At 39.8% G+C, this 26,048-nt stretch carries 27 protein-coding genes and 2 other annotated features; of the genes, 25 read left to right on the top strand and 2 right to left on the bottom strand.

Annotated features, from left to right (window positions below):
• Positions 1 to 13: 13 nt before the first annotated feature.
• Together MKY27_RS17495 and MKY27_RS17490 are read left to right on the top strand one after the other, a co-directional pair.
• On the top strand, positions 14 to 1,444 hold the full coding sequence (locus MKY27_RS17495; protein WP_339196606.1) for an aldehyde dehydrogenase family protein: 1,431 nt from the start codon (positions 14 to 16) through the stop codon (positions 1,442 to 1,444).
• Positions 1,445 to 1,508: 64 nt separating this feature from the next.
• Entirely contained in the window at positions 1,509 to 1,997 is a 489-nt protein-coding gene (locus tag MKY27_RS17490) for an acyl-CoA thioesterase (protein ID WP_008407032.1), read from the top strand.
• A gap of 57 nt (positions 1,998 to 2,054) precedes the next feature.
• On the opposite strand, the gene MKY27_RS17485 is transcribed toward MKY27_RS17490, so the two are convergent.
• A complete protein-coding gene (locus tag MKY27_RS17485) occupies positions 2,055 to 3,368 on the bottom strand; it encodes a globin-coupled sensor protein (RefSeq protein WP_339196603.1) in 1,314 nt (437 codons plus the stop codon).
• Between the two features lie 498 nt (positions 3,369 to 3,866).
• On the opposite strand from MKY27_RS17485, the gene MKY27_RS17480 reads away from it, so the two are divergent.
• From MKY27_RS17480 to radA, 7 genes are all read left to right on the top strand, one after another.
• Complete coding sequence (locus MKY27_RS17480; RefSeq protein ID WP_339174467.1) at positions 3,867 to 4,172, top strand: DUF4870 domain-containing protein; 306 nt, start codon at positions 3,867 to 3,869, stop codon at positions 4,170 to 4,172.
• Positions 4,173 to 4,374: 202 nt separating this feature from the next.
• Entirely contained in the window at positions 4,375 to 4,839 is a 465-nt protein-coding gene (locus MKY27_RS17475; RefSeq protein ID WP_339174464.1) for a CtsR family transcriptional regulator, read from the top strand.
• 12 nt (positions 4,840 to 4,851) lie between these two features.
• The gene (locus tag MKY27_RS17470) at positions 4,852 to 5,394 is read left to right on the top strand and encodes a UvrB/UvrC motif-containing protein (protein WP_079523516.1); all 543 of its coding nucleotides are present in this window, start codon (positions 4,852 to 4,854) and stop codon (positions 5,392 to 5,394) included.
• Complete coding sequence (locus tag MKY27_RS17465; RefSeq protein ID WP_339174460.1) at positions 5,391 to 6,488, top strand: protein arginine kinase; 1,098 nt, start codon at positions 5,391 to 5,393, stop codon at positions 6,486 to 6,488. Before MKY27_RS17470 ends, MKY27_RS17465 begins: the two co-directional genes overlap by 4 nt.
• A complete protein-coding gene (locus MKY27_RS17460; RefSeq protein ID WP_339196600.1) occupies positions 6,485 to 8,929 on the top strand; it encodes an ATP-dependent Clp protease ATP-binding subunit in 2,445 nt (814 codons plus the stop codon). Before MKY27_RS17465 ends, MKY27_RS17460 begins: the two co-directional genes overlap by 4 nt.
• A 133-nt stretch (positions 8,930 to 9,062) precedes the next feature.
• Complete coding sequence (locus tag MKY27_RS17455; RefSeq protein ID WP_339196597.1) at positions 9,063 to 11,219, top strand: leucine-rich repeat protein; 2,157 nt, start codon at positions 9,063 to 9,065, stop codon at positions 11,217 to 11,219.
• Positions 11,220 to 11,327: 108 nt separating this feature from the next.
• Entirely contained in the window at positions 11,328 to 12,701 is a 1,374-nt protein-coding gene (radA, locus tag MKY27_RS17450; RefSeq protein WP_079523513.1) for a DNA repair protein RadA, read from the top strand.
• Between the two features lie 71 nt (positions 12,702 to 12,772).
• Here radA and MKY27_RS17445 read toward each other — a convergent pair whose 3' ends face one another.
• Entirely contained in the window at positions 12,773 to 13,420 is a 648-nt protein-coding gene (locus MKY27_RS17445; RefSeq protein ID WP_339196595.1) for an acetate uptake transporter, read from the bottom strand.
• Between the two features lie 284 nt (positions 13,421 to 13,704).
• Between MKY27_RS17445 and MKY27_RS17440 the strand changes: the two genes are divergently transcribed.
• The 16 genes from MKY27_RS17440 to rplL all read left to right on the top strand — a co-directional run bounded on the left by MKY27_RS17440 (position 13,705) and on the right by rplL (position 25,891).
• Positions 13,705 to 14,781 (top strand): PIN/TRAM domain-containing protein, encoded by a 1,077-nt coding sequence (locus tag MKY27_RS17440; RefSeq protein ID WP_339174449.1) that lies wholly within the window; start codon positions 13,705 to 13,707, stop codon positions 14,779 to 14,781.
• Positions 14,782 to 14,794: 13 nt separating this feature from the next.
• Positions 14,795 to 15,475, top strand: a complete 681-nt coding sequence (gene ispD / locus MKY27_RS17435; protein ID WP_339174446.1) for a 2-C-methyl-D-erythritol 4-phosphate cytidylyltransferase — start codon at positions 14,795 to 14,797, stop codon at positions 15,473 to 15,475.
• Between the two features lie 122 nt (positions 15,476 to 15,597).
• Entirely contained in the window at positions 15,598 to 16,074 is a 477-nt protein-coding gene (gene ispF / locus MKY27_RS17430; protein ID WP_339196592.1) for a 2-C-methyl-D-erythritol 2,4-cyclodiphosphate synthase, read from the top strand.
• Positions 16,075 to 16,304: 230 nt separating this feature from the next.
• Complete coding sequence (gene gltX, locus MKY27_RS17425; RefSeq protein ID WP_339196589.1) at positions 16,305 to 17,765, top strand: glutamate--tRNA ligase; 1,461 nt, start codon at positions 16,305 to 16,307, stop codon at positions 17,763 to 17,765.
• A gap of 99 nt (positions 17,766 to 17,864) precedes the next feature.
• Positions 17,865 to 18,086, top strand: a binding site (T-box leader).
• A 90-nt stretch (positions 18,087 to 18,176) separates the two neighbouring features.
• Positions 18,177 to 19,580 (top strand): cysteine--tRNA ligase, encoded by a 1,404-nt coding sequence (gene cysS, locus MKY27_RS17420; RefSeq protein WP_339174441.1) that lies wholly within the window; start codon positions 18,177 to 18,179, stop codon positions 19,578 to 19,580.
• On the top strand, positions 19,581 to 19,994 hold the full coding sequence (locus MKY27_RS17415; RefSeq protein WP_339196586.1) for a Mini-ribonuclease 3: 414 nt from the start codon (positions 19,581 to 19,583) through the stop codon (positions 19,992 to 19,994).
• 2 nt (positions 19,995 to 19,996) lie between these two features.
• Entirely contained in the window at positions 19,997 to 20,860 is an 864-nt protein-coding gene (rlmB, locus tag MKY27_RS17410; RefSeq protein WP_339196584.1) for a 23S rRNA (guanosine(2251)-2'-O)-methyltransferase RlmB, read from the top strand.
• A 4-nt stretch (positions 20,861 to 20,864) separates the two neighbouring features.
• A complete protein-coding gene (locus MKY27_RS17405; RefSeq protein ID WP_008407006.1) occupies positions 20,865 to 21,377 on the top strand; it encodes an NYN domain-containing protein in 513 nt (170 codons plus the stop codon).
• Between the two features lie 94 nt (positions 21,378 to 21,471).
• Positions 21,472 to 22,095, top strand: a complete 624-nt coding sequence (gene sigH / locus MKY27_RS17400; RefSeq protein WP_169797433.1) for an RNA polymerase sporulation sigma factor SigH — start codon at positions 21,472 to 21,474, stop codon at positions 22,093 to 22,095.
• A gap of 77 nt (positions 22,096 to 22,172) precedes the next feature.
• Entirely contained in the window at positions 22,173 to 22,319 is a 147-nt protein-coding gene (gene rpmG / locus MKY27_RS17395) for a 50S ribosomal protein L33 (RefSeq protein ID WP_079523505.1), read from the top strand.
• 41 nt (positions 22,320 to 22,360) lie between these two features.
• Positions 22,361 to 22,546 carry a preprotein translocase subunit SecE gene (secE, locus tag MKY27_RS17390; protein ID WP_339174426.1) on the top strand — a complete coding sequence of 62 codons (186 nt, stop codon included), beginning with the start codon at positions 22,361 to 22,363 and terminating at the stop codon, positions 22,544 to 22,546.
• Between the two features lie 179 nt (positions 22,547 to 22,725).
• Positions 22,726 to 23,265, top strand: coding sequence for a transcription termination/antitermination protein NusG (nusG, locus tag MKY27_RS17385; protein WP_339174423.1), 540 nt, complete (start codon positions 22,726 to 22,728; stop codon positions 23,263 to 23,265).
• Positions 23,266 to 23,445: 180 nt separating this feature from the next.
• Positions 23,446 to 23,871: a 50S ribosomal protein L11 gene (gene rplK, locus MKY27_RS17380; protein ID WP_008406998.1), complete on the top strand. Its 426-nt coding sequence runs from the start codon at positions 23,446 to 23,448 to the stop codon at positions 23,869 to 23,871.
• 132 nt (positions 23,872 to 24,003) lie between these two features.
• Positions 24,004 to 24,702 (top strand): 50S ribosomal protein L1, encoded by a 699-nt coding sequence (gene rplA, locus MKY27_RS17375; protein ID WP_087617866.1) that lies wholly within the window; start codon positions 24,004 to 24,006, stop codon positions 24,700 to 24,702.
• Positions 24,703 to 24,775: 73 nt separating this feature from the next.
• Positions 24,776 to 24,923: a sequence feature (ribosomal protein L10 leader region), on the top strand.
• A 32-nt stretch (positions 24,924 to 24,955) separates the two neighbouring features.
• Positions 24,956 to 25,456: a 50S ribosomal protein L10 gene (gene rplJ / locus MKY27_RS17370; protein ID WP_339174420.1), complete on the top strand. Its 501-nt coding sequence runs from the start codon at positions 24,956 to 24,958 to the stop codon at positions 25,454 to 25,456.
• Positions 25,457 to 25,528: 72 nt separating this feature from the next.
• Positions 25,529 to 25,891: a 50S ribosomal protein L7/L12 gene (rplL, locus tag MKY27_RS17365; RefSeq protein ID WP_339174418.1), complete on the top strand. Its 363-nt coding sequence runs from the start codon at positions 25,529 to 25,531 to the stop codon at positions 25,889 to 25,891.
• Positions 25,892 to 26,048 lie beyond the last annotated feature (157 nt).

Below are 26,048 nucleotides of genomic sequence, written 5' to 3'. Positions count from 1 at the left end.
AGGAGTGATTTAAATGAAACAGACTAAATTATGGATTAATGGCAAATGGGAAAGTACAAAAGAAACAACAGAGTTAAAAGCACCTTACACGGGAGAAGTGCTTGCAAATGTGGCAAAAGCTACAGCAGCGGATGTGGAGCGTGCGATTGAAGGTGCCCATCAAACATTCCAGTCATTCAAAAAAACGACTGCTTATGAACGTGCGGAAATTCTATATAAAGTTGTAACGATTATGCGTGAACGTAAACAGGAACTTGCAAAAATATTGGCGGATGAAGCGGCTAAACCGATTTCAGCAGGTATTGCCGAATTGGACCGTACGATTGCAACATATCAGTTCGCTGCAGAAGCGGCAAAACAAAGTACGGGCGAAACGATTCCGATGGATGCAGCACCTGGCGTTAAAGACAGAATCGGTTATACAAAACGGGTTCCATTAGGTGTAGTATCTGCAATTACACCGTTTAATTTTCCTTTTAATCTTGTAGCTCATAAATTAGGCCCAGCCTTTGCTGTAGGGAATACAGTTGTATTAAAGCCTGCCTCTCAAACGCCGTTAAGTTCTCTTGTAATGGCTGAAATTTTCAAAGAAGCAGGTTTACCGGATGGCGCATTGCAAATTGTGACAGGCAGCGGCGGCGAATTGAGCGAAACAATTGTAACACATCCACTTGTAAAAAAAGTGACATTTACAGGTAGTGGTGCGGTCGGACTGAAAATTAAAGAAAAAGTCGGCCTCCGAAAAATTACACTGGAGCTTGGTTCAAATGCGGCGCTCATCGTAGAACCTTCAACACCGCTTGAAAAAATTATGAAGCGCGGTGTAGGCGGAGCATTTGGGTTTGCCGGACAAGTATGTATTTCATTGCAACGCATTTATGTTCATAGTTCGATTTATGAGAAGTTCACAAAATTATTTGTTGAAGAGACAAAGAAACTCGTTGTCGGAGATCCGCATGATGAAAAAACGGATGTAAGTGCAATGATCCATCCTGATGAGGTTAGCCGTATAAAAAACTGGATTGAAGAGGCGAAACAGCATGGGGCAACCGTTGCAGCAGGAGCTGAATTTACAGAGCGCACATGCTCACCAACTGTCATGACAAATGTGAAGCCTGATATGAAAATTGTTTGTGAAGAGACGTTTGCACCGATTGTATCCATTGTACCTTATGAGACATTGGACGAAGCGATTGCCCTTGTCAACGGATCAGAACTTGCACTAAATGCAGGGATTTACACAAATGTGTTAACCGATGCGATGAAAGCTGCCGAAGAGATTGAAGCAGGTGCAGTCATCATTAATGATATTCCGACATTCCGTACAGATAATATGCCGTATGGAGGCGTCAAAATGAGCGGTTACGGTAAAGAAGGCATTAAGTATGCTGTGGAAGAAATGACCGATTTAAAATTTATTACAATGAAGTTGAATTATGAATAGTTTGGACTAGCACTTCCATCTTCTGAATAGTAACATGGAGTGTAGTTCAGAAAGGAGGAAGGTTATGAAAAATACTCTGCCGATGAGCTTTTCAAAATCTATCCAGACACGATTAGTACTACCTCCTGATACAAATCATCATCAGTCGATATTCGGAGGAAAAGTGTTAGCATATATTGATGAAATTGCAGCGATTGCAGCAATGAAACATTGCCAAGGCGAAGTCGTTACTGCTTCTTTTGACTCAGTCGATTTCGTATCCTCTGCCTATGCAGGTGATATGATTGAGTTGGAAGCTGTTGTTTCCGGGACAGGCCGTACTTCAATGGAAGTGTATGTACGGGTCGTATCAAGAAATATTAAAACAGGTGCAAAGAAATTAACGACGGAATCTTTCGTAACGATGGTTGCGATTGACGAAAACGGCAAGCCGAAAGAAGTGCCGGGTGTTGAACCAGAAACAGATTTCGAACGCCATTTATTTGAAACAGGCCCGATTCGTCAGGAACATCGAAAACAAAAGCGGGCATTATCAAAAAAACGCCGTGCATAATAAAAGGGATACCAAATGCAAATTAACATTTGGTATCCCTTTAGTATTTAAATAAAATTAATCATGCAGCTCCTGAACAATATGGAGCAATGAATCCGATGAAGTTAATACATTGTTTGTTGTATGTGTTAAACCGGTAATAACAGACGAAATGGCATGAATGTCTTCATTTGTATTTTCATATTGCGTTTTGATACCATGTACGGCTTCTGTGATGGATGTAAAGGAATCCGCCAAGCTTTTTTGTGTATCCACGCTCATTTTTACTTGTTCATCAACACTTGATACAGAATCGGACATTTGTGAAATACTCAGTTCCGTTTCTTTAATTAAATGGGAAACGTTCTGTACCGCATTTTTAGTTTCCTCAGCAAGCTTTCGAACTTCATCAGCTACTACGGCAAATCCTTTTCCGTGTTCACCTGCACGTGCTGCTTCAATAGATGCATTTAATGCAAGCAAGTTTGTCTGATCGGCAATTCCCGTTACTAATCCAACAATCTCGGCAATTTTTTTAGATGATTGACTCAGTTTAACCATTGATGATTCAAGTGTATCCACACGATCTAAAATGTTTGTCATAATAGCTGTTTGGTTAATTAAATAGGTAGTACCTGTCGTTGATTTATTTTCCGTTTCCGCAACAAAATTTAAGCCTTGAGTTGTATTCGAAGCAATTTCTTCAGATTGACTCGCGATTTCCTGTAACGAGGCATTTGTCTGATCACTAATATGCGTTAATTCTTGTGCTGTTTGTTGAATTCGCTCAACAATTCGGGATTTCATTTCCAAACTTTCAGTACTAATGCGCTGTTCTTCTTTTTCATAGGCTTCAATTACAAGCTGCTGCTCGAGGTTGATTAGCTTTGAAAAGGCATCTATAGCTTTAGCCATTTCTCCATTCGACATTTCAATTTTACTGATAAAGTCGATAAACGTTGTCATTAGCGATTGGAATGATGCAATATACCACTTTGATTGCAATCCGATTTTGACATGGACATGCGCAATCGTTTGTCGTTCCTCTATGTATTTAGAATCGATATTACAGTTGAACATCGCTTCTAAATGCTTTGTTAAAGTACCTTTAAGTCGCTCCATTCGAGCTGAGCTTCCTATAATATCTACGAGTTCAGGACTTAAGCTAATTGCACCGTAAAACTTTTCCACCATAACCGGAACTACCTGTTGTGCAAAAGGCTCCAGCTGTTTAATCACGGCTAAATCCTCTTTCGTTAATTTTAGTAATTGAAGCTGTTTATGTAAGTTAGGATAGTTTGAAACATCCAAATTTACTTGCTGACTGTACTCAGCTATATCAAAAAATGGCTTATTTGAAACTTTTGTTGCTCTTGAAAACAGAATACCCATGTTCTTCCTCGTTTCGTATATTTATTAAATAATACTATTTTACTGTTTATATCGGTTAGTATCAGTAATATTTCTATAAAGAATTAAAATTTACAGTAATTTGTATTTAAGGTAAGATAATAACTATTAAAATAGATGCAGTAAATAGTGAAAGGCGTTGTAAAGATGAAGTTTCATAAAGGGCGTTTGAAATTTGTTTTACCTTTGTCCCTAGGGGTGGCGATTGCATCGTATATTATGCTGGTTAATAATTACGCAGAAGTAGGCAGTCGTGACCGCATATTAATAGTTATCGGAGCAACAATCCTAACCGCGGTTATTTCCTACTTTTTATTTCCTCAGGAAGGCGACAACCCGAAGGATAGAGGCCCATACTGATTAAATATCGACGTTATTTAAAAATCTCGAAATAAAATTCGGGATTTTTGTCCTCTCTATGAAACTTTTATGAATATTATCCGTAAATAAGCTAATAAACTAAAGTGAGGTTGATATCAAATGGAATCTAAATGGTCGAAAATCATCATACATGCCAGTGCATTCTTTGCACCATTCCTAGTACCGATTCTGTTTTTCTTAATAAGTTCTGAAGATGAAGTAAAACGTACAGCAATCCAGGCATTGCTTTTCCAGATTGTATTCGGAATTTTAATAGCGATTGCAGGAGTTCTTTCTGTAGTTTTAATTGGTTTACCATTCCTGTTAGTATTTTTGGTCATCTTCTGGATTGCACCGATTATCGGTATTGTAAAAGCATTATCTGATCAGCACTGGAATTATCCAATTGTCGGACGCTGGGTATAATTTATCCTCATTCTGGCAAAGTTCATAAAAGCGGTAAGGTTTGTTTAAAAACACCTTATCGCTTTTTTTACATAAATAGGGATTTATTAATGTAAAAATAGGGAAACCTAAAACAAGAGTGATTAGTTGCATTACAAAAAATAAATGTTGTATATTTAAGTCAAAGATAGTCAAAGTCAGTTGATGAGAGGTGAGAGACAGCATGAGGAATATATCTGACATAATTGAAGGGTATTTGAAGGAAGTTATTGAATTAGAGGGACAGGGACTTATTGAAATAAAGCGTAACGAATTAGCTAAGCAATTTGCCTGCGCTCCTTCTCAAATCAATTACGTTATCAATACACGTTTCACGACCGAGCATGGCTACTATGTAGAGAGTAAGCGGGGTGGTGGCGGTTATATTCGGATTTTGCGTGTAACAATCCACTCTAAGAAAAATTTACTGGACGAAATGGAAACACAAATAGGTAATGCCATTGCTCAGACTAATGCTGAACGTATTATTTTCCGGTTATTGGAAGAGGATATTATTACAGAGCGAGAAGGAAGCATCATGAAAGCCGCTTTAGATCGGGTCACATTACAGGTAGCTTTACCGCTGCGTGATCAGCTAAGAGCACGTATTATGCATGCGATGCTACAAACGATTTCTTTTGAAAAGTAGAGGTGGATTATTATGATATGTGAGCATTGTAAACAGCGTCATGCCAATGTTACCGTTACTCAAGTTCACAATGGGCAAAAAGTAGAACGTCACTACTGTGAAGTATGTGCTACTCAATTTCATCCATTTCAATTTGATGTAAATGAAGAGCCAGCATCTCTTCAGCAGCTTATTTCAAATTGGTTCAATTTTGTACCTGTGAATGCAAAAAAAGAAAGTACGACAACGAATACAAACAGCCCAAAATCCTGCCCTTCCTGCGGGTTTACGTACCGGCAGTTTTTAAAGCAAGGTAAATTTGGATGCGGCCAATGTTACGAAACATTTAGCGAGCAATTACCACAGCTACTTGAACGACTTCAGGCAGGTACTCAGCATGTAGGGTATGTGGAAGAAGGGCCTTCAAAAGAAAAAGTAGAACAACAAATCCAAGAGCTCCGATCATCACTGCAGCAAGCTATTGCGGAAGAGCGTTTTGAAGATGCAGCTTCCATACGTGATGAGGTAAGGGAATTGGAAAGTAAAATAAAACAGGAAGGTGAGGGGAACGCATGAACATCGAGCATTTTTTAACGAATGCCAGTCCCAGCTGGATGCAGCACGAAAGCGATTCAGATATCGTCATTAGCACGCGCATTCGGCTTGCTCGTAATATTGCCAATACTCGATTTCCGATTAGTTTTACAGAACAGGAAGCACAACTGATTGAAGAAAAAATGATGCAGTCATTATTATCTTCGGATAACAATCCATATCAGTTTTCCTATTTCCAAATAAAAGATATGCCGGTTTTACAGCGCCAAATATTAGTGGAAAAACATTTAATCAGCCCGAATTTGGCACGAAGAAAAAAAATTGGATCATTTTTTTTAACAAAAGATGAATCCATTAGCATATTAGTAAATGAAGAGGATCATATTCGCATCCAGAGTCTTATGCAAGGCATGAACTTAAAAGAAGCATTTGATAAGGCTCGTAATATTGACCGCTTCTTAAGTAAGTCAATTACGTATGCATATGAAGACCGCTATGGTTATTTGACAAGTTGCCCAACAAATGTCGGAACAGGACTTCGAGCTTCTGTCATGCTCCATTTACCGGCACTCACAATGATGAAGCAGATGAATCCGTTAATTCAGATGATGACAAGATTAGGAATGGTAGTGCGGGGTATATATGGAGAAGGCAGTGAAAATTTAGGAAATATTTATCAAATATCAAACCAGATTACTTTAGGTAAATCAGAAGAAATGATTTTGCAGGAGCTTCAGGATGTTGTCGAGCAAGTAATCAAAAAAGAAGAACTTGCCCGCAAAAATTTGCTGATGCGTGCCCCTTCCGTGTTGGAAGACCGCCTAAGCCGCTCACTCGGTACTTTGAAGTATGCAAAAATTTTAACGAGTGAAGAAGCCGCAAGCTGTTTATCAAATGTGCGTCTTGGGGTAAGTTTAGGATTATTAGAAACAATTTCCCAGCGTAAACTAAATGAGTGCATGCTTATTATGCAACCTGGACTCATTCAGCAATATATTGGTACTACGTTACAACCGGCTGAGCGCGACATGTATCGTGCGAAGCTGTTGCAAGAAAAGCTAAACGAGCAAGATGAAGCTACAAACAATGGGGAAAAAGGAGAGGATTTTCTATGATGTTTAATCGATTCACACAACGTGCTCAAAAGGTATTACAACTTGCTCAAGAAGAGGCAATTCGTCTTAAGCATAAAGAAATCGGAACTGAACATATTTTACTTGGCTTAATTCGTGAAGGTGGCGGAATTGCCGCTAAAGCATTGGAAGCAATTAATATTAGCCCGCAAATGATTGAAAATGGCATTGAAGAACTCGTTGGAAAAGGAACTGAAGATGTAGGACCTATCGTACATTACACACCACGTGCTAAAAAGGTAATCGAGCTTTCATTGGATGAATCGCGTAAATTAGGGCATGCATATGTTGGAACAGAGCATATTTTATTAGCTTTAATTCGTGAAGGTGAAGGGGTTGCTGCCCGCGTATTGGCCAATACTGGTGTAAGCATCAATAAAGCACGCCAACAAGTTTTACTGTTATTAGGCAATAACGACTCAAATAATAGCGGTAATTCAAGCATGACGCAAACAGTGAATACACCAACTCTTGATAGTTTAGCCCGCGATTTAACAGCGGTAGCACGTGAAGGTTCACTTGACCCGGTTATCGGCCGCTCAAAAGAAATTACACGTGTTGTTGAAGTACTGTCACGCCGTACAAAAAACAACCCGGTACTGATCGGGGAACCTGGTGTAGGTAAAACGGCTATTGCAGAAGGCTTGGCACAACAAATCATCAATAATGAAGTACCGGAAACACTTCGCGATAAACGTGTAATGACGCTTGATATGGGTACAGTTGTAGCTGGTACGAAATATCGTGGGGAATTTGAAGACCGTCTGAAAAAAGTGATGGATGAAATTCGCCAGGCAGGCAATATTATTCTATTTATCGATGAGCTTCATACATTGATCGGTGCAGGTGGCGCGGAAGGTGCAATTGATGCATCGAATATTTTAAAACCATCATTGGCACGTGGCGAACTGCAATGTATCGGTGCGACAACATTGGATGAGTACCGCAAATATATCGAAAAAGACGCCGCATTAGAGCGTCGTTTCCAACCAATCCAAGTTGATGAGCCATCTGTTGAAGAAACAATCCAAATTATTAACGGTTTACGTGACCGCTATGAAGCACATCACCGTGTGAAAATTTCGGATGAAGCGGTAGAAGCGGCTGCGAAATTATCGGATCGCTACATTTCAGATCGTTTCTTACCAGATAAGGCAATTGATTTAATTGATGAGGCTGGTTCAAAAGTGCGCTTACGCTCTTACACTGTTCCACCTAATCTAAAAGAGCTGGAAGATAAGTTGGAAGGCATTCGATCTGAAAAGAATGCTGCCGTTTCAGGTCAGGAGTTTGAAAAAGCTGCTGCATTGCGTGATACAGAGCAGAAGCTGAAACAAGAGCTTGAACAGCTGAAAAAAGAGTGGAAAGAAAAGCAAGGCAAAGAAGAGTCTACAGTATATGTAGACGACATCGCGCAAGTTGTAGCGATGTGGACGGGAATTCCAGTTTCAAAAATCGCTCAGGCAGAATCTGCGAAGTTATTAAACCTTGAAGAAGAATTACACAAACGCGTAGTTGGTCAAGGTGAAGCAGTAGAAGCGATTTCCCGTGCAATCCGCCGTGCCCGTGCAGGCTTAAAAGACCCGAAACGTCCAATTGGTTCATTTATTTTCCTTGGTCCTACAGGTGTCGGTAAAACAGAATTGGCACGAGCACTTGCTGAAGTAATGTTCGGTGATGAAGATGCGATGATCCGTGTAGATATGTCCGAGTACATGGAGAAACATTCGACTTCACGTTTAGTCGGTTCACCTCCAGGTTATGTAGGATTTGACGATGGTGGCCAATTAACAGAAAAAGTCCGCCGCAAACCATATTCGGTTGTACTGTTGGATGAAATCGAAAAAGCACATCCGGATGTGTTCAACATTTTACTGCAAGTGTTGGAAGACGGACGCTTAACGGACTCTAAAGGTCGTGTTGTCGATTTCCGCAATACAGTTGTCATTATGACATCGAATGTTGGGGCAGATGCCCTGAAATACCGCAAACACGTTGGATTCGGTGCTGGTGTAAATGCATCGAAAGATAAAGACATGAAGAGCACAATGCTGGAAGAACTGAAAAAAGCGTTCCGCCCAGAGTTCTTAAACCGTATTGATGAAATGATTGTGTTCCATTCATTAGAAAAGGATCACTTAAAAGAAATCGTATCCTTAATGGCGAACTCTTTAACGAATCGCCTGAAAGAGCAGGATATCGAACTGCAGCTTACAGATGCAGCGCTTGAGAAAATTTCTGAAGAAGGCTATGATCCACAGTATGGTGCGCGTCCATTACGTCGTGCATTACAAAAACATGTGGAAGACCGCTTATCCGAAGAGCTGTTAAAAGGTACATTGGATAAGACGCAAACAGTCGTGCTTGATTATGCAGATGACGAGTTTGTTGTACGTACACAAGAAAAAGTAGCAACAAATTAATGTTAAACAGACGAAGCTGGATATTTCCTGCTTCGTCTTTTTTTGAAAAAATTGTTGGGGAAATGAAACTTTTTTTAAAATAATCCGTCAGTACAGGAATTTAAATTTCTCCAAATAAGGAAGGGTGACTGAAATGAAGAAATTAATAGGGGTATTCTTAGCGGTTGCGTTGATGACCATTTTCGTTGCACCAACAAGCATTAAGGGTAGTACTACAGATCAGCTGAGGTATGAAATTGTTGCAGGTAAGGAAATACATATTTTAGGCTGTAAAAGCGACTGTCCTGAAATATTGAATATCCCGGAGACAATCGAAGGGCTGCCTGTAACAGAAATTGCGGATGAGGCATTTTATATTCAGCGTACAGATTATGCAGATACAGACATAAAACCAACTTATATAAAGCAGGTCACGTTACCGAAAAGTTTAAAGCGAATTGGTCAGCGTGCATTTTACTGGCAAGATTTACAACACGTGATTTTACCTGAAGGGTTAAAGGAAATCGGACATCATGCATTTAGTGAAAATGAACAATTAGCAAATACAACATTGACTATTCCCAAATCGGTTGAAAAAATAGAGCTTCGTATCGGTCAATTTAAAAAAGTTGTATTTCCGTCTCAGTTTACAGATCAAATTGCAAAAACCTCAGGAGATTTTTATTATCAAGTATTCAAAAATAACGGTAAATCTGAAATACGTATTACAGACTACAAACGTCAGACATCGAAGACAACGATAACCGTTCCTGCTAAAATTGATGGTTTACCTGTAACCGAAATTGGCTTTGCGGCATTTTCAGAGGAGAACCGGTTCAATACGACCGATATGGTTTCTCCAGTCCGTACAGTCATATTACCGGATTCCATCAGAAAAATTGATGACTATGCGTTTTATACTTTTACCGGCAGAGAGAATGGAATAGAACTGAAGTTACCCGCTTCGCTGCAAAGCATCGGGAAATATGCATTTTACTATAACAGTATAAAGGGCACATTAACTTTACCGAAATCCCTGAAGACAATTGGGGAAGGGGCATTTATGTTAAACAGAATCTCTGCTGTATCCATCCCGGACAGCCTAACAAAAATTTCGGAAAAAGCTTTTTTTGAAAATGAAATAAAGGCATTAACGATTCCAAAATCAGTAACAGCGATTGAACCATATGCGTTTGCCAACAATCAGCTGTATGAATTGACAATTCCTTCAACAGTTAAAGAGCTGGGTGAGTATGCCTTTAATAGAAATCGACTGAACACCGTGCATATAAAAGGTGATATTAAAGTGATTCCAAGCGACGCCTTTTCTGAAAATCGGATTAGCGAATTATCTTTACCAAAGCGCTTGCAAACAATTGAAGATAACGCTTTTAGATTTAACCTTCTTGAAAATTTAGTTCTGGGAGAAACGGTGACAAAAGTTGAGTCTCATGCTTTTTACGGTAACAAGATAGGCGGGATTACACTGTTTGCGAATAATGCGCATATTGAAGAAGATGCCTTTTCATATAATGAGCTGAATATGATTGATGTAAGAGGAGAGAATGTTATTTTAGGCCGACAATCACATCCGGAACAATCGGAATTGATTGCATATGCTGATTATGAACTGAAAAAACCTTTTACAAATTGGGGAAGTGTCAATAAACAGCCGTTTAAAATTTACTTTTCTAAAAACGGAGAGAAACCGACAGAACCAACACCAACACCAGAACAGCCGCAAGTACCAGTTTTACCAACATTACCTGAAGAAGAACAGCCGATTCCGGCAAAACCGGTAACATTGAAAGATATTAAAGGCAACTGGGCTGAAGAGACAATTATTGAATTTGTCCAAAAAGGTATTGTTTCAGGCTATCCGGATAGTACATTCCGTCCAAATGAGCCAATGAAACGTAAACATGTTGCGGCATTGCTTGCAAAAGTATATGCACTCGAACCGGTAGTACCGGCTGTGACGTTTAAAGATGTATCTGCGAAGCATCCGAATGCGGCCGCAATTACAAAGCTGCAGCGTGCGAATGTAATTCATGGTTCAGATGGATATTTCAATCCGGAAGATACGTTAACACGTGGCCAATTTGCAAAAATTTTAAGTTTAACTATGGGAATAGAAGCGAAGGGGACTGCTACATTCCAAGATGTAAAACCGGATTATTGGGCAGCGGGCTACATTAGTGCTTTGGCAGATCGTAATATCGTTGGTGGAGATCGAGGCAATTACAAGCCTAACGCTCCTGTCACTCGTGCACAATTTGTAGCAATGCTGAAACGGGCTTTACCACAATAACTTTTCATGCAAAACGCTAACCGAAAAAGAAGTTTGCTGCAGATTAGTGGGTATTCGATATTGTTTCGTGTACAATTATAGGAACAAACATTCGAAGGAGCTAGCAAAATGGCAAAAAAGAAGTCTAAATTTATGTGCAGCAGCTGTGGCTATGAAGCGGCAAAATGGATGGGGCGCTGTCCTGGCTGTGGTGAATGGAATACGATGAATGAAGAAGTCGAAGTCATCACAAAAGGGCCGCGTGGTGCGTTCCAGCATTCTACAACGGCGACAAAGGCAACACCGATTATTCATGTGGAAGTACAGGAAGAAACACGTATCGCTACAGAAATGAATGAGTTCAACCGCGTACTTGGGGGCGGTATTGTACCAGGCTCCCTAGTACTAATAGGCGGCGACCCGGGTATTGGGAAATCGACTTTATTACTGCAAGTATCGGCGCTTCTTTCCAATCAGGGAAAACGTGTTTTATATATCTCGGGTGAAGAATCCGTACGTCAGACGAAGCTGCGGGCTGAACGTCTAGGGGTACATACGCCGGAGCTTTATATTTACTCGGAAACGAATCTGGAGTTTTTAAATCAAACAATTGATGAAGTACAACCGAAATTTGTCATTGTCGATTCGATTCAAACGGTTCATCATCCGGAAGTGACAAGCGCACCGGGCAGTGTTTCGCAAGTACGTGAATGTACAGCGGAACTGATGCGTATTGCAAAAACAAAAAACATCGCAATTTTCCTTGTTGGTCACGTTACAAAAGAAGGTCAGATTGCCGGTCCGCGTATTTTGGAACATATGGTAGATACGGTGCTTTACTTTGAAGGGGAACGCCATCATAACCACCGGATTTTACGCAGTCAGAAAAACCGTTTTGGATCTACAAATGAAATTGCGATTTTTGAAATGCTTCACGGGGGGCTAAAAGAAGTATTGAATCCATCCGAACTGTTTTTACAGGAACGATCGCAAGGTGCTCCCGGCTCAACGATCGTTGCATCGATGGAAGGGACACGTCCAATCCTGGTGGAAATACAGTCTCTTGTTACACCAACAAGTTTCAATTATCCGAAGCGTATGGCAACAGGGGTCGATCAAAACCGCGTACAGCTATTAATGGCGGTATTGGAAAAACGGATGGGCATGATGCTTCAGGCACAGGATGCATATATTAAAGTTGCCGGTGGCGTAAAGCTGGATGAGCCGGCGATTGATTTAGCTGTATTAACAAGTATTGTTTCAAGCTTTAAAGACCAGACAGTACGTCCGACAGACTGCTTTATCGGGGAAGTCGGGTTAACTGGTGAAGTACGCCGTGTTTCAAGAATTGAACAGCGTGTACAGGAAGCGGCAAAGCTAGGATTTAAACGCGCCTTTATTCCAGCTTCCAATATTGGGGGCTGGGAATTCCCGCCGGACATCCAAGTTGTTGGTGTCGAAACAATCAGTGATGCACTGCGGGAATCTTTCCAGAATTTATAGGGAATATGTTTTTAGTAAACCATTCAAAAAAAGGCATGAAAAGTGAAAATACTTTTCATGCCTTTTTACAGTTATGCTTTTACCGCTTTTTCTTTCTTTAAAAATGCTTCTCTTGTGAAAATGCCAAAAGGTTTGCCGATCGGCAGGAAGTTAAAGCCGAAATGCTTGTTCAGTACATTGGCTCCCGCACCGTAAAATGATAAAAGAGCAATGATTAACTCTGAGTAGGCAGCAAGTAAATGCATGCCGTGCTCCATAATTCCAAATGAGCTCAATGCCAGACCGATAAATAGGAAGTCGATCATTACAAAGATGGCGAATAGAACTTTATTTGTTTCAGCTGCACCAATCGTCATAAATAGGGTAAAGATTAAATAACCTAAATACACAACACCGAGCTGAGTTGTATCAGCAGATGCCTGCAATGTTGCACCAAATACACCGGCCTGAACGAACCAGCTCATACCTACACCCATCCAAAACAAGCCATATGCGCCAAATGCCGTCGTACCAAATGTATTATTATGCTTTGAGTCTAAGACCGATGCGTAAAATTGTGCAATACCGCCTAAAAATATTGCCCAAGGAATAACCAAACCTAAGCCTTCTGTCCAGCCTAATTTTTGAGTGGAAGCTACAAATGTTACAATCGCCAAACCGAATAAACCAATTGCAGACGGGTCAGCAGTAGAAATTTTTACTTCTTTTGTATTATTCAAACCGAATTCTCCTCTTCTAAGTTGAAATTTACTATTATAGTCAAATAATATATACATTAATTTTATTAAACTACAGGTTGTGGGGATTTAGAGTGAAGTACGTCATATTTGAATTAATATCGCGTAAATCTAACTAAAAAATAGAGAATACTTTAAAAAAATCGGGTAAAACACTAATATTGGAATTTAGTTACATTTTGTTGATTATTTGCCCTTGCTTTTGGTACCTGGGCTTCGCATGAATGAAACTTTAGATGTATAATTATTAGTAGGAGGTGAAAAAAATGTTGAAGAAAATAATTCAAGTAGCATTTTTATTTATCGGTGGAGCATTAGGCCTTATTTTCTTACCGCCCTTATATGCATTCATGAACTTATCATCCAATCCTTGGCTTAATAATCCATACTTCAGTGTTGCGATAGGTGCTGCTTTGTTATTCGTTTTATCGTTTGCGTTATCTGATTACTTTGTAAAATTAATTACTTGGTTAGAGGAAGTATTATTTAAATTACCTGCAGCGGATTTACTGTTTGGTACACTCGGTTTAATCGTGGGACTATGCGTAGCAACATTGGTCGGTGTCGCAATCAACCAAATGAACATTCCTGTTATTACCGATGTTGTTCCAGCTATTTTATCCATTGTTCTCGGCTATCTCGGTTTCCGGTTAGGATTCAGTAAACGGGATGAGCTGTTGCAGATCTTTTCCGGGAAGTCCACGAAAAAGCGTCAAAATGACGGTTCTATCAAGGAAGCTCAGGAGCAGCAGTACAAATTACTTGATACGAGTGTCATCATTGATGGACGTATTGCCGATATTTCAACAACAGGCTTTGTTGAAGGGATTTTGGTCGTGCCTCAGTTTGTATTAACGGAACTGCAGCATATTGCGGATTCGTCTGATACATTGAAGCGTACACGTGGCCGCAGAGGACTTGATATTTTAAAACGTCTTCAGGATGAACGTGCGTCTAAAGTGCTTATTACGGAAGTTGATTTTGAAGATGTATCTGAAGTGGACTTAAAGCTTGTTCGCTTAGCGAAAAATATGAGTGCTCAAATACTGACGAATGATTTTAACTTAAATAAAGTTTGTGAACTGCACCGGGTACAAGTATTGAATATTAATGATTTGGCAAATGCGGTGAAACCGGTCGTTATTCCGGGTGAAGATATGCAAGTTGTTGTCATAAAAGACGGAAAAGAACACAATCAAGGTGTTGCCTATTTAGATGACGGAACAATGATTGTTGTAGAAGGCGGCCGCAGTTATATTGGACAGGCGATTACAGTTACGGTAACAAGCGTCCTTCAGACATCAGCGGGGCGTATGATTTTCGCCAAGCCAAAAGAAGATTAGGATGTGAAGCATTTTGCGTTATGAAGTCGTTTTGCCGGCAGCAGGAAGCGGAAAGCGCATGGGTGCCGGGCAAAATAAACTATTTTTAAACTTAGTTGATAAACCAATTTTAATTCATACACTTCTTGTTTTTGAACAAGATGAAAACTGTACAGGAATTTGGCTTGCTGTTAAAGATGAGGAACGTCCATTTATTCAGTCGCTCATCGAAAAATATAATATTGCTAAAGTAAAAGGTATGCCTACAGGTGGTGAAGAACGCCAACATTCAGTGCATTCATGCATTAAAGAAATGAATGCAGTGGATGTTGTCCTTGTTCATGATGCGGCAAGACCGTTTATTACGATTCCGAAGATTGCCGAGCTTGCAAAAGTTGCATATGAAAAAGGGGCAGCGATTGCAGGGGTTCGGGCAAAAGATACGATGAAGGTCGTCCATAATGGCCTAATTAAAGAAACGGTTGACCGTGAGTCGTTATGGATGGTTCAAACACCGCAAGCGTTCCGTTACGATTTATTGGCAGAAGCTGAAGATGCAGCTGAAAAGGCAGGTTTTTTAGGGACGGATGAAGCGATGCTCGTCGAACGTTTAGGTCATGATATTCATATCGTGGAATGCAGTTATGAAAATGTAAAAATGACAACGCAGGAAGATCTGATTTTTGGGGAAGCTATTTTAAAACAGCGAAAATAAAAGTTACCTTGAAAAGAAAACAGCTTTGCGAAGGCTTTTTCAGCACAAGTCGATTATACTAATGATAATGAGATTACCAGAAAGAAGGTGAAGGCTGGCTTACTATGTAGGCTGGCAACGATATGTTTCGAATTGGACAAGGATTTGACGTTCACGAATTTGCAGAAGGACGTCCATTAATTTTAGGTGGTATTACAATTCCTCATGAGCGCGGCTTAGTAGGCCATTCGGATGCCGATGTACTTTTACATACAGTTACAGATGCTGCATTAGGTGCAATTGGTGAAGGGGATATAGGTCGTCACTTCCCTGATACAGATCCGGAGTGGAAAGATGCGGATTCGGCAAAGTTACTTGAATTCATTTGGAAAATGGTTGAAGAGCGCGGATACAAATTAGGGAATGTAGATTGTACGATTATGGCACAGCGTCCGAAAATGGCTCCATATATTTCACAAATGCAAAACCGAATCGCACAACTATTGAATGCGGAACCTTCGCAAGTAAATGTAAAGGCGACAACAACAGAGAAGTTAGGTTTTGTCGGACGTGAAGAAGGAATCGCAGCAATGGCAACAATTCTGTTAGTTAAAGCATAAAGTGAAAATTCCCTTACCGTTAATACGGGGTAAAATTGCGGGCGTGTGTCAAAAATCGGCACACGCTACTTTAATTTAATAACTTACAGTGGTAGAATGGTTAAAGTTTAAAAGACATCTATTGTGCCGATATTGGACAATATAATGTCCGGTTATATACATATAAAAGTAATTTTTTATATGTGAAAAAGGTCGAGCGTTTTTGACGCTAAAATTAGGAGGCAATATTTATGACGAAAACAGTTCGCGTTCGTTATGCACCATCGCCAACAGGATTTTTACATATCGGTGGCGCACGTACAGCTTTATTCAACTATTTATATGCAAAACATCACAACGGTACTTTTGTAGTACGTATTGAAGATACAGATATTGAGCGTAATGTAGAGGGTGGGGAAGCTTCTCAACTTGATAATTTACGCTGGTTAGGTATTATGCCGGATGAGTCTATTGATATCGGCGGACCATATGCACCTTACCGTCAAATGGAGCGTCTTGATATTTACAAAGAGCATGCAGAAAAAATGCTTGAAAACGGACAAGCGTATAAATGTTTCTGTACTTCAGAGGAGCTTGAAGCATCACGCGAAAAACAAAAAGCGCAAGGTGTTGCTGCACCTGCATATGATGGAAAATGCCGTCATTTAACAGCAGAGGAAGTTGCTGAAAAAGAAGCTGCTGGTATCCCGCACACAATTCGTATGCGCGTTCCTGAAAATGTTACGTATCAGTTCACTGACTTAGTTCGCGGTGAAGTATCGTTCGAATCAAAGGATATCGGTGACTGGGTACTTGTTAAAGCAAACGGTATCCCAACATATAATTATGCGGTAGTGCTGGATGACCACTTCATGGAAATTACACATGTATTCCGCGGAGAAGAGCATTTATCAAACACACCAAAACAAATGATGATCTTTGACGCATTCGGATGGGAATATCCGCAATATGGTCATATGACATTAATCGTAAATGAAGAACGCAAAAAATTATCAAAACGTGATGAGTCAATCATCCAGTTCGTTACACAATATAAGGACTTAGGTTTCTTACCGGAAGCGATGTTTAACTTCTTTGCATTACTTGGCTGGTCACCTGAGGGAGAAGAGGAAATCTTCTCACACGATGAATTTGTAAAGCTTTTTGATGAAAAGCGTTTGTCGAAATCACCATCAATGTTCGATAAAACAAAACTGACATGGATGAACAACCAATATATTAAAAAAATGTCTCATGAAGAGGTAGTTGCTTTAGCGTTACCACATTTACAAAAAGCAGGCTTACTTCCAGCAGAGCTATCAGAAGAACAACATGCATGGGCTTCTGAATTAATCGCTCTTTACCATGAGCAAATGAGCTTCGGGGCAGAAATCGTAGAATTATCGAGCCTATTTTTCACAGAAGAAATTGCATATGATGAAGAAGCAAAAGAAGTGTTAGCTGGTGAAACTGTGCCGGCTGTTATGGCATCATTTAAAACACAATTAGAAGCTTTAGAATCTTTCGATGCCGCTTCAATTAAAGCAGCTATTAAAGCTGTACAAAAAGAAACAGGCGTAAAAGGTAAAAATCTATTTATGCCAATCCGTGTTGTGACAACTGGTCAAACACATGGTCCGGAATTGCCGAATGCGATAGCTTTATTAGGCAAGGAAAAAACAATTGCTCGTGTTGAAAAATTTGCAGAGTAATTCATTTTAAGGTTTGGAACTAAACATCAAATTTTTAGAATGGATAAAATGATTGATTTTTCTGAAAATAGATGTAAAATGAATGTAAATTCCATAAGTGATAGCACGTTGAGAAGGAGAAGTATGCTGCGCACCCCTTGTTAGAGAGGATCATCACCGGCTGAAAGTGATCCAGGTTAAGGCAAAGCTGAAATGCACCTTTGAGTATTTAACTGAACTTGAAGTAGGTTAAATCGACTTGTCCACGTTACAGGACTTTAAGCGGAAAAAGTATTCGTACTTTTTCAACCAGAGTGGAACCGCGCATCGAGCGTCTCTGTCACCTTCTTGAGGTGATAGAGGCGTTTTTTTATTAAAATGACAATTTAAACCAATGACATTTAAAGAGTACTACGAAAAAGGAGAGGCAATATGACGATTCAAATTTTCAATTCGTTGACAAGACAAAAAGAACCATTTATTCCGTTGGAGGAAGGTAAAGTAAAAATGTATGTATGCGGACCAACTGTATACAATTACATTCATATTGGAAATTCCCGCCCGGTAATCGTCTATGATACTGTACGCCGCTATTTACAATATGCAGGTTATGAAGTGAAGTTCGTTTCAAACTTTACCGATGTAGATGACAAAATTATTAAAGCAGCGAATGAGTTGGGTGAAGAAACTTCTGTATTAACAAATCGTTTTATTGCTGCTTATTTTGAAGATATTACGGCACTGGGATGCCAAAAGGCGGATGCCCACCCGCGTGTAACAGAGCATATGGATGATATTATCGCGTTTATTAAAGTGCTGATCGACAAAGGCTATGCATATGAATCGCAAGGTGATGTTTATTACCGTACACGTAAATTTAATGGTTACGGAAAGTTAAGTCACCAATCGATTGATGATTTAAAAGTAGGAGCGCGTATTGAAGCGGGTGAGAAAAAGGAAGACCCGTTGGATTTCGCATTATGGAAAGCTGCAAAAGCAGGTGAAATCAAGTGGGCATCACCATGGGGAGAAGGACGTCCTGGATGGCATATTGAATGTTCTGTAATGGCGCGCGAGCACTTAGGCGATACAATCGACATTCACGCAGGCGGACAGGATTTAACATTCCCTCACCACGAAAACGAAATTGCCCAATCCGAAGCGCATAACGATACAACATTTGCGCGTTATTGGATGCATAACGGCTATATTAATATTGATAATGAAAAAATGTCAAAATCACTTGGTAACTTTATTTTAGTGAATGATATTCGCAAGCAAATCGATCCGCAAGTATTGCGTTTCTTTATGCTGTCAGTACATTACCGCAACCCGATTAACTTCGCTCAGGATTTGGTGGAAGCAGCGAAAAGCGGATTGGACCGTATTCGTACATCGTATACGAATGTCGAGCACCGTCTGTCTTCTTCTGCAAGTTTAGGGGATAACAGCGAACAGTGGCTTGAAAAAATCAGTCAGATTAAAGTTGATTTTGAAAATGCGATGAACGATGACTTTAATACAGCCAATGCGGTTTCGGCATTATTTGAACTTTCCCATATTGCTAATGTGTATTTAAACGAAGCGAATACGGATAAAGAAGTATTACAGGCAATTTTAACGATGTTTGATACAATTGGAAATGTATTAGGTATTCATATAAAAGTAGAAGCAGGCTTACTCGATGAAGAAATCGAGGCATTAATTGAAGAACGTAACCAAGCCCGTAAAAACCGTGATTTTGCCCGTTCAGATGAAATCCGCGACCAGCTTTTGGGCATGGATATTGTTCTTGAAGATACTCGTCAAGGTACACGCTGGAAACGAGGACAGTAAATGCAAAATTTAACACCACATGATGTCATACAGTTAAATGCACTGGCGCTCGCTTATATGGGCGACGCCGTGCTTGAACAAAGAATTCGTGAACATTTAATATTGTCGGGTCGTGCCAAGCCTAACACATTGCATAAAGAAGCAACGAAATACGTTTCGGCCAAGTCCCAGTCCAATATTGTGCATCGCATGATCGAAGAGAAATATTTAACAGAAGAAGAGCAAGCTGTATTCCGTAGAGGACGCAATGCCAAATCAGGATCTGTTCCGAAAAATACAGATGTCCGCACATACCGTAATAGTTCTGGATTTGAAGCGGTTTTAGGCTTCTTATTCCTGAGCAAAGAACATCAACGCGCAAATGAAATAATCGATTACGCAATCGAAATTGTCGAACAGGCAAAAGGAGTGTAACTATGGCAGAGAAAAGACAGCAAAATCGTAAACCAAGAGATTTTAAAGGACGCGATAAAAAAGCAGATACTTTTAAAACTCATGAGAAAAAGCAACAAGAAAAACCGCAATCTGCCCAGGAAGAACTGACAGGAGAAATGATTGCAGGGAAAAATCCGGTACTTGAGGCACTACGCGCAGGCCGAGAAATCAATAAATTATGGATAGCTGAAGGCGTCAAAAAAACAGGTGTCCAGGAGCTGATGGACTTAGCAAAAGAGCAAGGTGTCCTTGTTCAGTTTGTACCGAAGCAAAAAGTAGACAAGCTTGCAGAAAATCATCAGGGAATTGTGGCATCGGTTGCGGCATATGACTATGCAGAATTGGATGATTTATTTAATGCGGCGAAGGCAAAAAACGAAGACCCGTTCTTTTTAATTTTGGACGAATTGGAAGATCCGCATAACTTAGGGTCGATTATGCGTACAGCCGATGCGATCGGTGCGCATGGTATCATTATTCCAAAGCGCCGTGCAGTCGGTTTAACGGCAGTTGTCGCCAAAGCTTCCACAGGTGCCATCGAGCATGTCCCTGTTGTGCGGGTTACCAATTTAGCCCAAACAGTGGATGAGCTGAAAGACCGCGGTGTATGGATTGCTGGGACAGATGCAAAAGGTTCGGCTGATTATCGTAAAATGGATGCAACATTACCGCTTGCATTAATTATTGGTAGTGAAGGTAAGGGAATGAGCCGTCTTTTGAAAGATAAATGTGACTTCTTATATCACTTGCCAATGGTTGGTCATGTAACATCATTGAATGCTTCCGTAGCAGCGGCATTACTTATGTATGAAGTGTACCGCAAACGACAAGAAGCTAACGGATGAGGTCATGCAAAACATATTGCTAGTAGACGGCTATAACATGATCGGTGCATGGAGTGAGCTTCGTCCGTTACGCGAGCCTCACTTCGAAGATGCACGTGACCGGTTAATTGAACGAATGGCGGAGTATAAAGCACATACTGGCTGGCGTGTTATCGTTGTATTTGACGCCCATCTAGTACCGGGCACGGAGCAACTGTATATTCAGCATGCCGTGGAAGTGCTTTATACCCGTAAAAACGAAACAGCGGACGAGCGCATTGAAAAATTATCGAACGAATTAAAAGGACGGAAAATCCAAATACACGTCGCAACTTCAGATATGACTGAACAAAATGTTGTATTTGGTCATGGTGCATTAAGGAAATCGGCCCGTGAGCTTGAAATTGAAATGCAAATTATTCAATCTAAAATTTCATCCAAAGTAAAAGAATCAACCGACGAAAAACCGGCCTCAAGGATTAAGCTATCAAAAGAAGTAGAACTGCAGTTTGAAAAATGGAGAAGAGGGCTCAAGTAATAGATTGCCCGTAATTTCCAATTAAGTTATACTATTCCTAATTATTCTAGCGTAACTGAGGTGATTTTCATTGCTTAAAAGTGAGAAGTTACAAATGGTACTACGTTTTGAACATTTGACAGATGAAGAGCTTGTAGAACAAGTGCATCTTGGCAATACAGATGCGCTAGATTTTTTAATTTCAAAATACCGATTGTTTGTTAAGGCAAAAGCGCGGTCGTATTTTTTAATTGGTGCGGATAAAGAAGATATCATACAAGAAGGAATGATTGGCTTATATAAGGCGATTCGGGATTTCAAGGAGGACAAGCTGGCGTCGTTCCGTGCCTTTGCGGAGCTTTGCATTACAAGGCAGATCATTACCGCAATTAAAACGGCTACTAGACAAAAGCATATTCCGCTAAATTCATATGTTTCCTTAGATAAGCCAATTTACGATGAAGAGTCGGAGCGTACGCTTATGGATATTATTACGAGTCCGATTTCGGACGATCCGGAGTATTTGATGATCAATCGTGAAGATTATCTTTATTTGGAAGAGAAGATGGGTGAAGTATTGAGCGAACTCGAACAGCAAGTGCTGGTTCGTTATTTGGAAGGACAATCCTATAATGAAATTTCTGAAGAATTGGACCGCCATGTAAAATCCATCGATAATGCATTACAGCGAGTGAAGCGTAAATTGGAGCGTCATCTTGAATTAAAAGAAATGACTTAAACTCCACGAGCCTTTATTGACAGTGGGAAATTTAGGTGTTAGTCTTTAAAGGACAAACTGCCGAAAAGGTGATAAACATGGCAAAGAAAGTCGTTTTAAGTTGTGAAAAATGCGGTTCAAGAAACTACAATGTCCCGAAAAAAGAAGGGGCAACCGAGCGTTTAGAACTGAAGAAATTTTGCTCTCATTGCAATGAGCATACAATGCATAAACAAACGTTATAAATGAAACATAGATTAATTCGTTGTTCGGAGGTTAGCCAAAGATGAGTAAAGTAACAAACTTTCTGCAAGAAGTCGGCTCGGAAATGCGCAAAACAAGTTGGCCGAAACGTAAAGAGTTAACGAAGTATACGGTAGTAGTTATTTCAACGGTTATCGTGATGGCGTTATTCTTTACTGTAATAGATTTAGGAATCTCAGAATTATTCCGTTGGTTCTTGTCTCTGTAAGCAATATCATGTTAATATTTCGAAATAGCCCGTCCATGCCATATAACGGGTTTTTTCATTTGTTAAAAAATGCTGACAGCTTAATTTAAGAAATAGATTATTGAAGTTTTGTGAAAAGGGAAATATATACCCTAACACACTTAATGTAAAGGAGGGACGGACGATTTAGTCCTACCTATATGGAGAAAAATTGGTATGTAGTTCATACGTATTCTGGTTATGAAAACCGAGTAAAAGCAAATCTTGAAAAACGTGTTGAAACGATGGGAATGCAAGATAAAATTTTCCGTGTAATCGTAGCTGAGCATGAAGAAATCGATGTAAAAGAAGACGGTAAGAAAAAAGCGGTAATGCGTAAAATCTTCCCTGGTTACGTTTTAGTAGAATTGATTATGACAGATGATGCTTGGTATGTCGTTCGTAATACACCTGGTGTTACAGGATTTATCGGTTCTTCAGGCGGCGGTGTAAAACCGACTCCATTATTACCGGAAGAAGCGGAACGCCTGCTTGCGCAAATGGGTATGAATGAAACATTATTAGGTGAAGTTGAAATTACTGTTGGTGAAGTTGTGGAAGTTCTTGAAGGACCATTTGCACATTTCCAAGGCCGCGTAGAAGAAGTAGACGTAGAAAAAGCGAAATTAAAAGTTCTTGTTGATATGTTCGGTCGCGAAACGGTAATGGAACTGGACTTTAACCAAGTTCAAAAAATATAGAATTATTTAGACTTGATTAAGTAATTTAAAAGTGTTATCATTTCAAAGGTCAGACTGTCCAAGTTTTGGACGTATGATTATAATTAGTTTTAATGTTATCGGCAAGTTAGCTGACGAACAGATATTTGAGTGGGAGGGGCAACCCAGTTACCACATCACGGACTTAAGGAGGTGTGTCTCGTGGCTAAAAAAGTTATTAAAGTTGTAAAACTTCAAATCCCTGCTGGTAAAGCAAACCCAGCGCCACCGGTTGGTCCTGCATTAGGTCAAGCAGGTGTAAACATTATGGGATTCTGTAAAGAATTTAACGCTCGTACTGCTGATCAAGCTGGTCTTATCATTCCAGTTGAAATTTCAGTATTTGAAGACCGTTCATTCACTTTTATTACAAAAACTCCGCCAGCTGCAGTACTACTTAAAGTAGCTGCTGGTATCCAATCTGGATCTGGTGAACCAAATCGTAAAAAAGTCGCAACGGTTAAACGTGATAAAGTTCGCGAAATCGCTGAACAAAAAATGCCAGACCTTAACGCTGCTTCAGTTGAAGCTGCTATGTTAATGGTTGAAGGTACTGCGCGAAGCATGGGTATTACGATCGAAGACTAATCCCATCTTCAACACTTGATGATGTTTTTGTTTTTGGAAGGTTGCTGCACTCGGATACTTGTTTGATGAGTGCGCAACCTTTATTCGTGGGAGGTCAAATCCGTTACAACCACAATCAAGGAGGAAATTATAATGGCTAAAAAAGGTAAAAAACTGCAAGAAGCAGCTAAATTAATCGACCGCGCAACTTTATACTCTGTTGAAGAAGCAGTAGCATTAGCGCAAAAAACAAGCACTGTAAACTTTGATGCAACTGTAGAAGTAGCATTCAAATTAGGTATCGATACTCGTAAAAACGACCAACAAATCCGTGGTGCGGTAGTATTACCACACGGTACTGGTAAAACTCAACGCGTATTAGTTTTCGCTAAAGGCGAAAAACTTAAAGAAGCAGAAGCTGCTGGCGCAGACTATGTAGGCGATGCAGAATACATCCAAAAAATCCAACAAGGTTGGTTTGATTTCGATGTAATCGTTGCAACTCCTGACATGATGGGTGAAGTTGGTAAATTAGGTCGTGTATTAGGTCCTAAAGGTTTAATGCCAAACCCTAAAACAGGTACAGTTACATTTGACGTAACAAAAGCTATCGAAGAAATCAAAGCTGGTAAAGTAGAATACCGTGCTGAAAAGTCTGGTATCATCCACGCTCCAATCGGTAAAGTTTCTTTCGATACAGAAAAATTAGTAGAAAACTTCTTAGCTGTATTTGAAGTAGTTCAAAAAGCTAAGCCAGCTGCAGCAAAAGGTACTTACATGAAGTCTGTAAACGTTACAACTACAATGGGTCCTGCTGTAAAAGTTGACGCTGCTAACGTAACAGTTAAATAATTTCCGGTTTTTTAAAACCGTTTTATAAAATTTGTTGACAACGCGCTTCTTACTTGGTAAGATGAATGCTGTTGTGAATCATCCATTTGTACCGTAGACAGTAGGGGTGCCATGTAGCACTTAATGATCCTACCGAGGACATAGGAGTTCGGATTCTTTTTAAGATGATGTACTTTCAGCCTCTATGTCTATTATTGATATAGAGGCTTTTCTTTGTCGGTATAAATGACTCATTCTAATAGGAGGTGTCATCATGAGCAAAGCAATCGAAACTAAAAAAGTTCAAGTTCAAGAAATCGCTGATAAATTCTCTGCTGCTGGTTCTGTAGTAGTAGTAGATTACCGTGGTTTAACTGTAGCGCAAGTAACTGAATTACGTAAGCAATTACGTGAAGCAGGTGTTGAGTTCAAAGTTTACAAAAACACTTTAACTCGCCGTGCTGCTGAAGCTGCTGGTTTAGAAGGAATCAATGAATTTTTAACTGGTCCTAACGCTATCGCATTCTCTAACGAGGACGTAGTAGCTCCTGCTAAAATTATTAACGAGTTCGCTAAGAAAAACGAAGCGTTAGAAATTAAAGCTGGTATCATCGAAGGTACATTGGCATCAGTTGAAGACGTTAAAGCTCTTGCAGAACTTCCATCTCGCGAAGGTCTATTATCAATGCTTTTATCTGTACTTCAAGCTCCAGTGCGCAACTTCGCACTTGCAACAAAAGCTGTTGCAGAACAAAAAGAAGAGCAAGGCGCTTAATAGTAGCCTCATAACTTCAAAAATCAGGCAAACTGCCTAAAACTAATAAACATTCCATAGGAGGAAATTAAAATGAACAATGAGCAAATCTTAGAAGCTATCAAAGCTATGACAGTTCTAGAATTAAACGATTTAGTAAAAGCAATCGAAGAAGAATTCGGTGTAACAGCTGCTGCTCCAGTAGCAGTAGCTGCTGGTGGTGCTGCAGGCGCTGCTGAAGAAAAAACTGAGTTTGACGTAGTACTAGCTTCTGCTGGTGGAGAAAAAATCAAAGTAATCAAAGTGGTTCGTGAAATCACTGGTTTAGGCTTAAAAGAAGCTAAAGAAGTTGTAGATAACGCTCCTAAAGCTCTTAAAGAAGGCGTTTCTAAAGACGAAGCTGAAGCTATCAAAGCTAAACTTGAAGAAGTTGGCGCTTCAGTAGAAGTTAAATAATTTCAGTTTAACTTTAATTGCTAGGCTCTGAGCTTAGTTTAATAAGGAAAGCTCGTCACATTTTTGCGGCGGGCTTTTCTTTATTTAACTTTTGTGGATATGAAAATATTGATTTTTTATAGTAATCCACATGAAAAGACATCATTTTGCACAAATT

Origin of the sequence: Solibacillus sp. FSL R5-0449 (assembly GCF_037975215.1) — a bacterium.
Taxonomy (GTDB): Bacteria; Bacillota; Bacilli; order Bacillales_A; family Planococcaceae; genus Solibacillus.
The sequence above is the reverse complement of the archived record's forward strand: the minus strand, read 5'-3'. Positions and strand labels throughout refer to the sequence as shown.

Coding starts and splice junctions, on each gene's coding strand:
- MKY27_RS17495 (WP_339196606.1), top strand. CDS start 14: ATGAAACAGACTAAATTATGGATTAATGGCAAATGGGAAAGTACAAAA.
- MKY27_RS17490 (WP_008407032.1), top strand. CDS start 1,509: ATGAAAAATACTCTGCCGATGAGCTTTTCAAAATCTATCCAGACACGA.
- MKY27_RS17485 (WP_339196603.1), bottom strand. CDS start 3,368: ATGGGTATTCTGTTTTCAAGAGCAACAAAAGTTTCAAATAAGCCATTT.
- MKY27_RS17480 (WP_339174467.1), top strand. CDS start 3,867: ATGGAATCTAAATGGTCGAAAATCATCATACATGCCAGTGCATTCTTT.
- MKY27_RS17475 (WP_339174464.1), top strand. CDS start 4,375: ATGAGGAATATATCTGACATAATTGAAGGGTATTTGAAGGAAGTTATT.
- MKY27_RS17470 (WP_079523516.1), top strand. CDS start 4,852: ATGATATGTGAGCATTGTAAACAGCGTCATGCCAATGTTACCGTTACT.
- MKY27_RS17465 (WP_339174460.1), top strand. CDS start 5,391: ATGAACATCGAGCATTTTTTAACGAATGCCAGTCCCAGCTGGATGCAG.
- MKY27_RS17460 (WP_339196600.1), top strand. CDS start 6,485: ATGATGTTTAATCGATTCACACAACGTGCTCAAAAGGTATTACAACTT.
- MKY27_RS17455 (WP_339196597.1), top strand. CDS start 9,063: ATGAAGAAATTAATAGGGGTATTCTTAGCGGTTGCGTTGATGACCATT.
- radA (WP_079523513.1), top strand. CDS start 11,328: ATGGCAAAAAAGAAGTCTAAATTTATGTGCAGCAGCTGTGGCTATGAA.
- MKY27_RS17440 (WP_339174449.1), top strand. CDS start 13,705: ATGTTGAAGAAAATAATTCAAGTAGCATTTTTATTTATCGGTGGAGCA.
- ispF (WP_339196592.1), top strand. CDS start 15,598: ATGTTTCGAATTGGACAAGGATTTGACGTTCACGAATTTGCAGAAGGA.
- gltX (WP_339196589.1), top strand. CDS start 16,305: ATGACGAAAACAGTTCGCGTTCGTTATGCACCATCGCCAACAGGATTT.
- cysS (WP_339174441.1), top strand. CDS start 18,177: ATGACGATTCAAATTTTCAATTCGTTGACAAGACAAAAAGAACCATTT.
- MKY27_RS17415 (WP_339196586.1), top strand. CDS start 19,581: ATGCAAAATTTAACACCACATGATGTCATACAGTTAAATGCACTGGCG.
- rlmB (WP_339196584.1), top strand. CDS start 19,997: ATGGCAGAGAAAAGACAGCAAAATCGTAAACCAAGAGATTTTAAAGGA.
- MKY27_RS17405 (WP_008407006.1), top strand. CDS start 20,865: ATGCAAAACATATTGCTAGTAGACGGCTATAACATGATCGGTGCATGG.
- sigH (WP_169797433.1), top strand. CDS start 21,472: ATGGTACTACGTTTTGAACATTTGACAGATGAAGAGCTTGTAGAACAA.
- rpmG (WP_079523505.1), top strand. CDS start 22,173: ATGGCAAAGAAAGTCGTTTTAAGTTGTGAAAAATGCGGTTCAAGAAAC.
- secE (WP_339174426.1), top strand. CDS start 22,361: ATGAGTAAAGTAACAAACTTTCTGCAAGAAGTCGGCTCGGAAATGCGC.
- nusG (WP_339174423.1), top strand. CDS start 22,726: ATGGAGAAAAATTGGTATGTAGTTCATACGTATTCTGGTTATGAAAAC.
- rplA (WP_087617866.1), top strand. CDS start 24,004: ATGGCTAAAAAAGGTAAAAAACTGCAAGAAGCAGCTAAATTAATCGAC.
- rplJ (WP_339174420.1), top strand. CDS start 24,956: ATGAGCAAAGCAATCGAAACTAAAAAAGTTCAAGTTCAAGAAATCGCT.
- rplL (WP_339174418.1), top strand. CDS start 25,529: ATGAACAATGAGCAAATCTTAGAAGCTATCAAAGCTATGACAGTTCTA.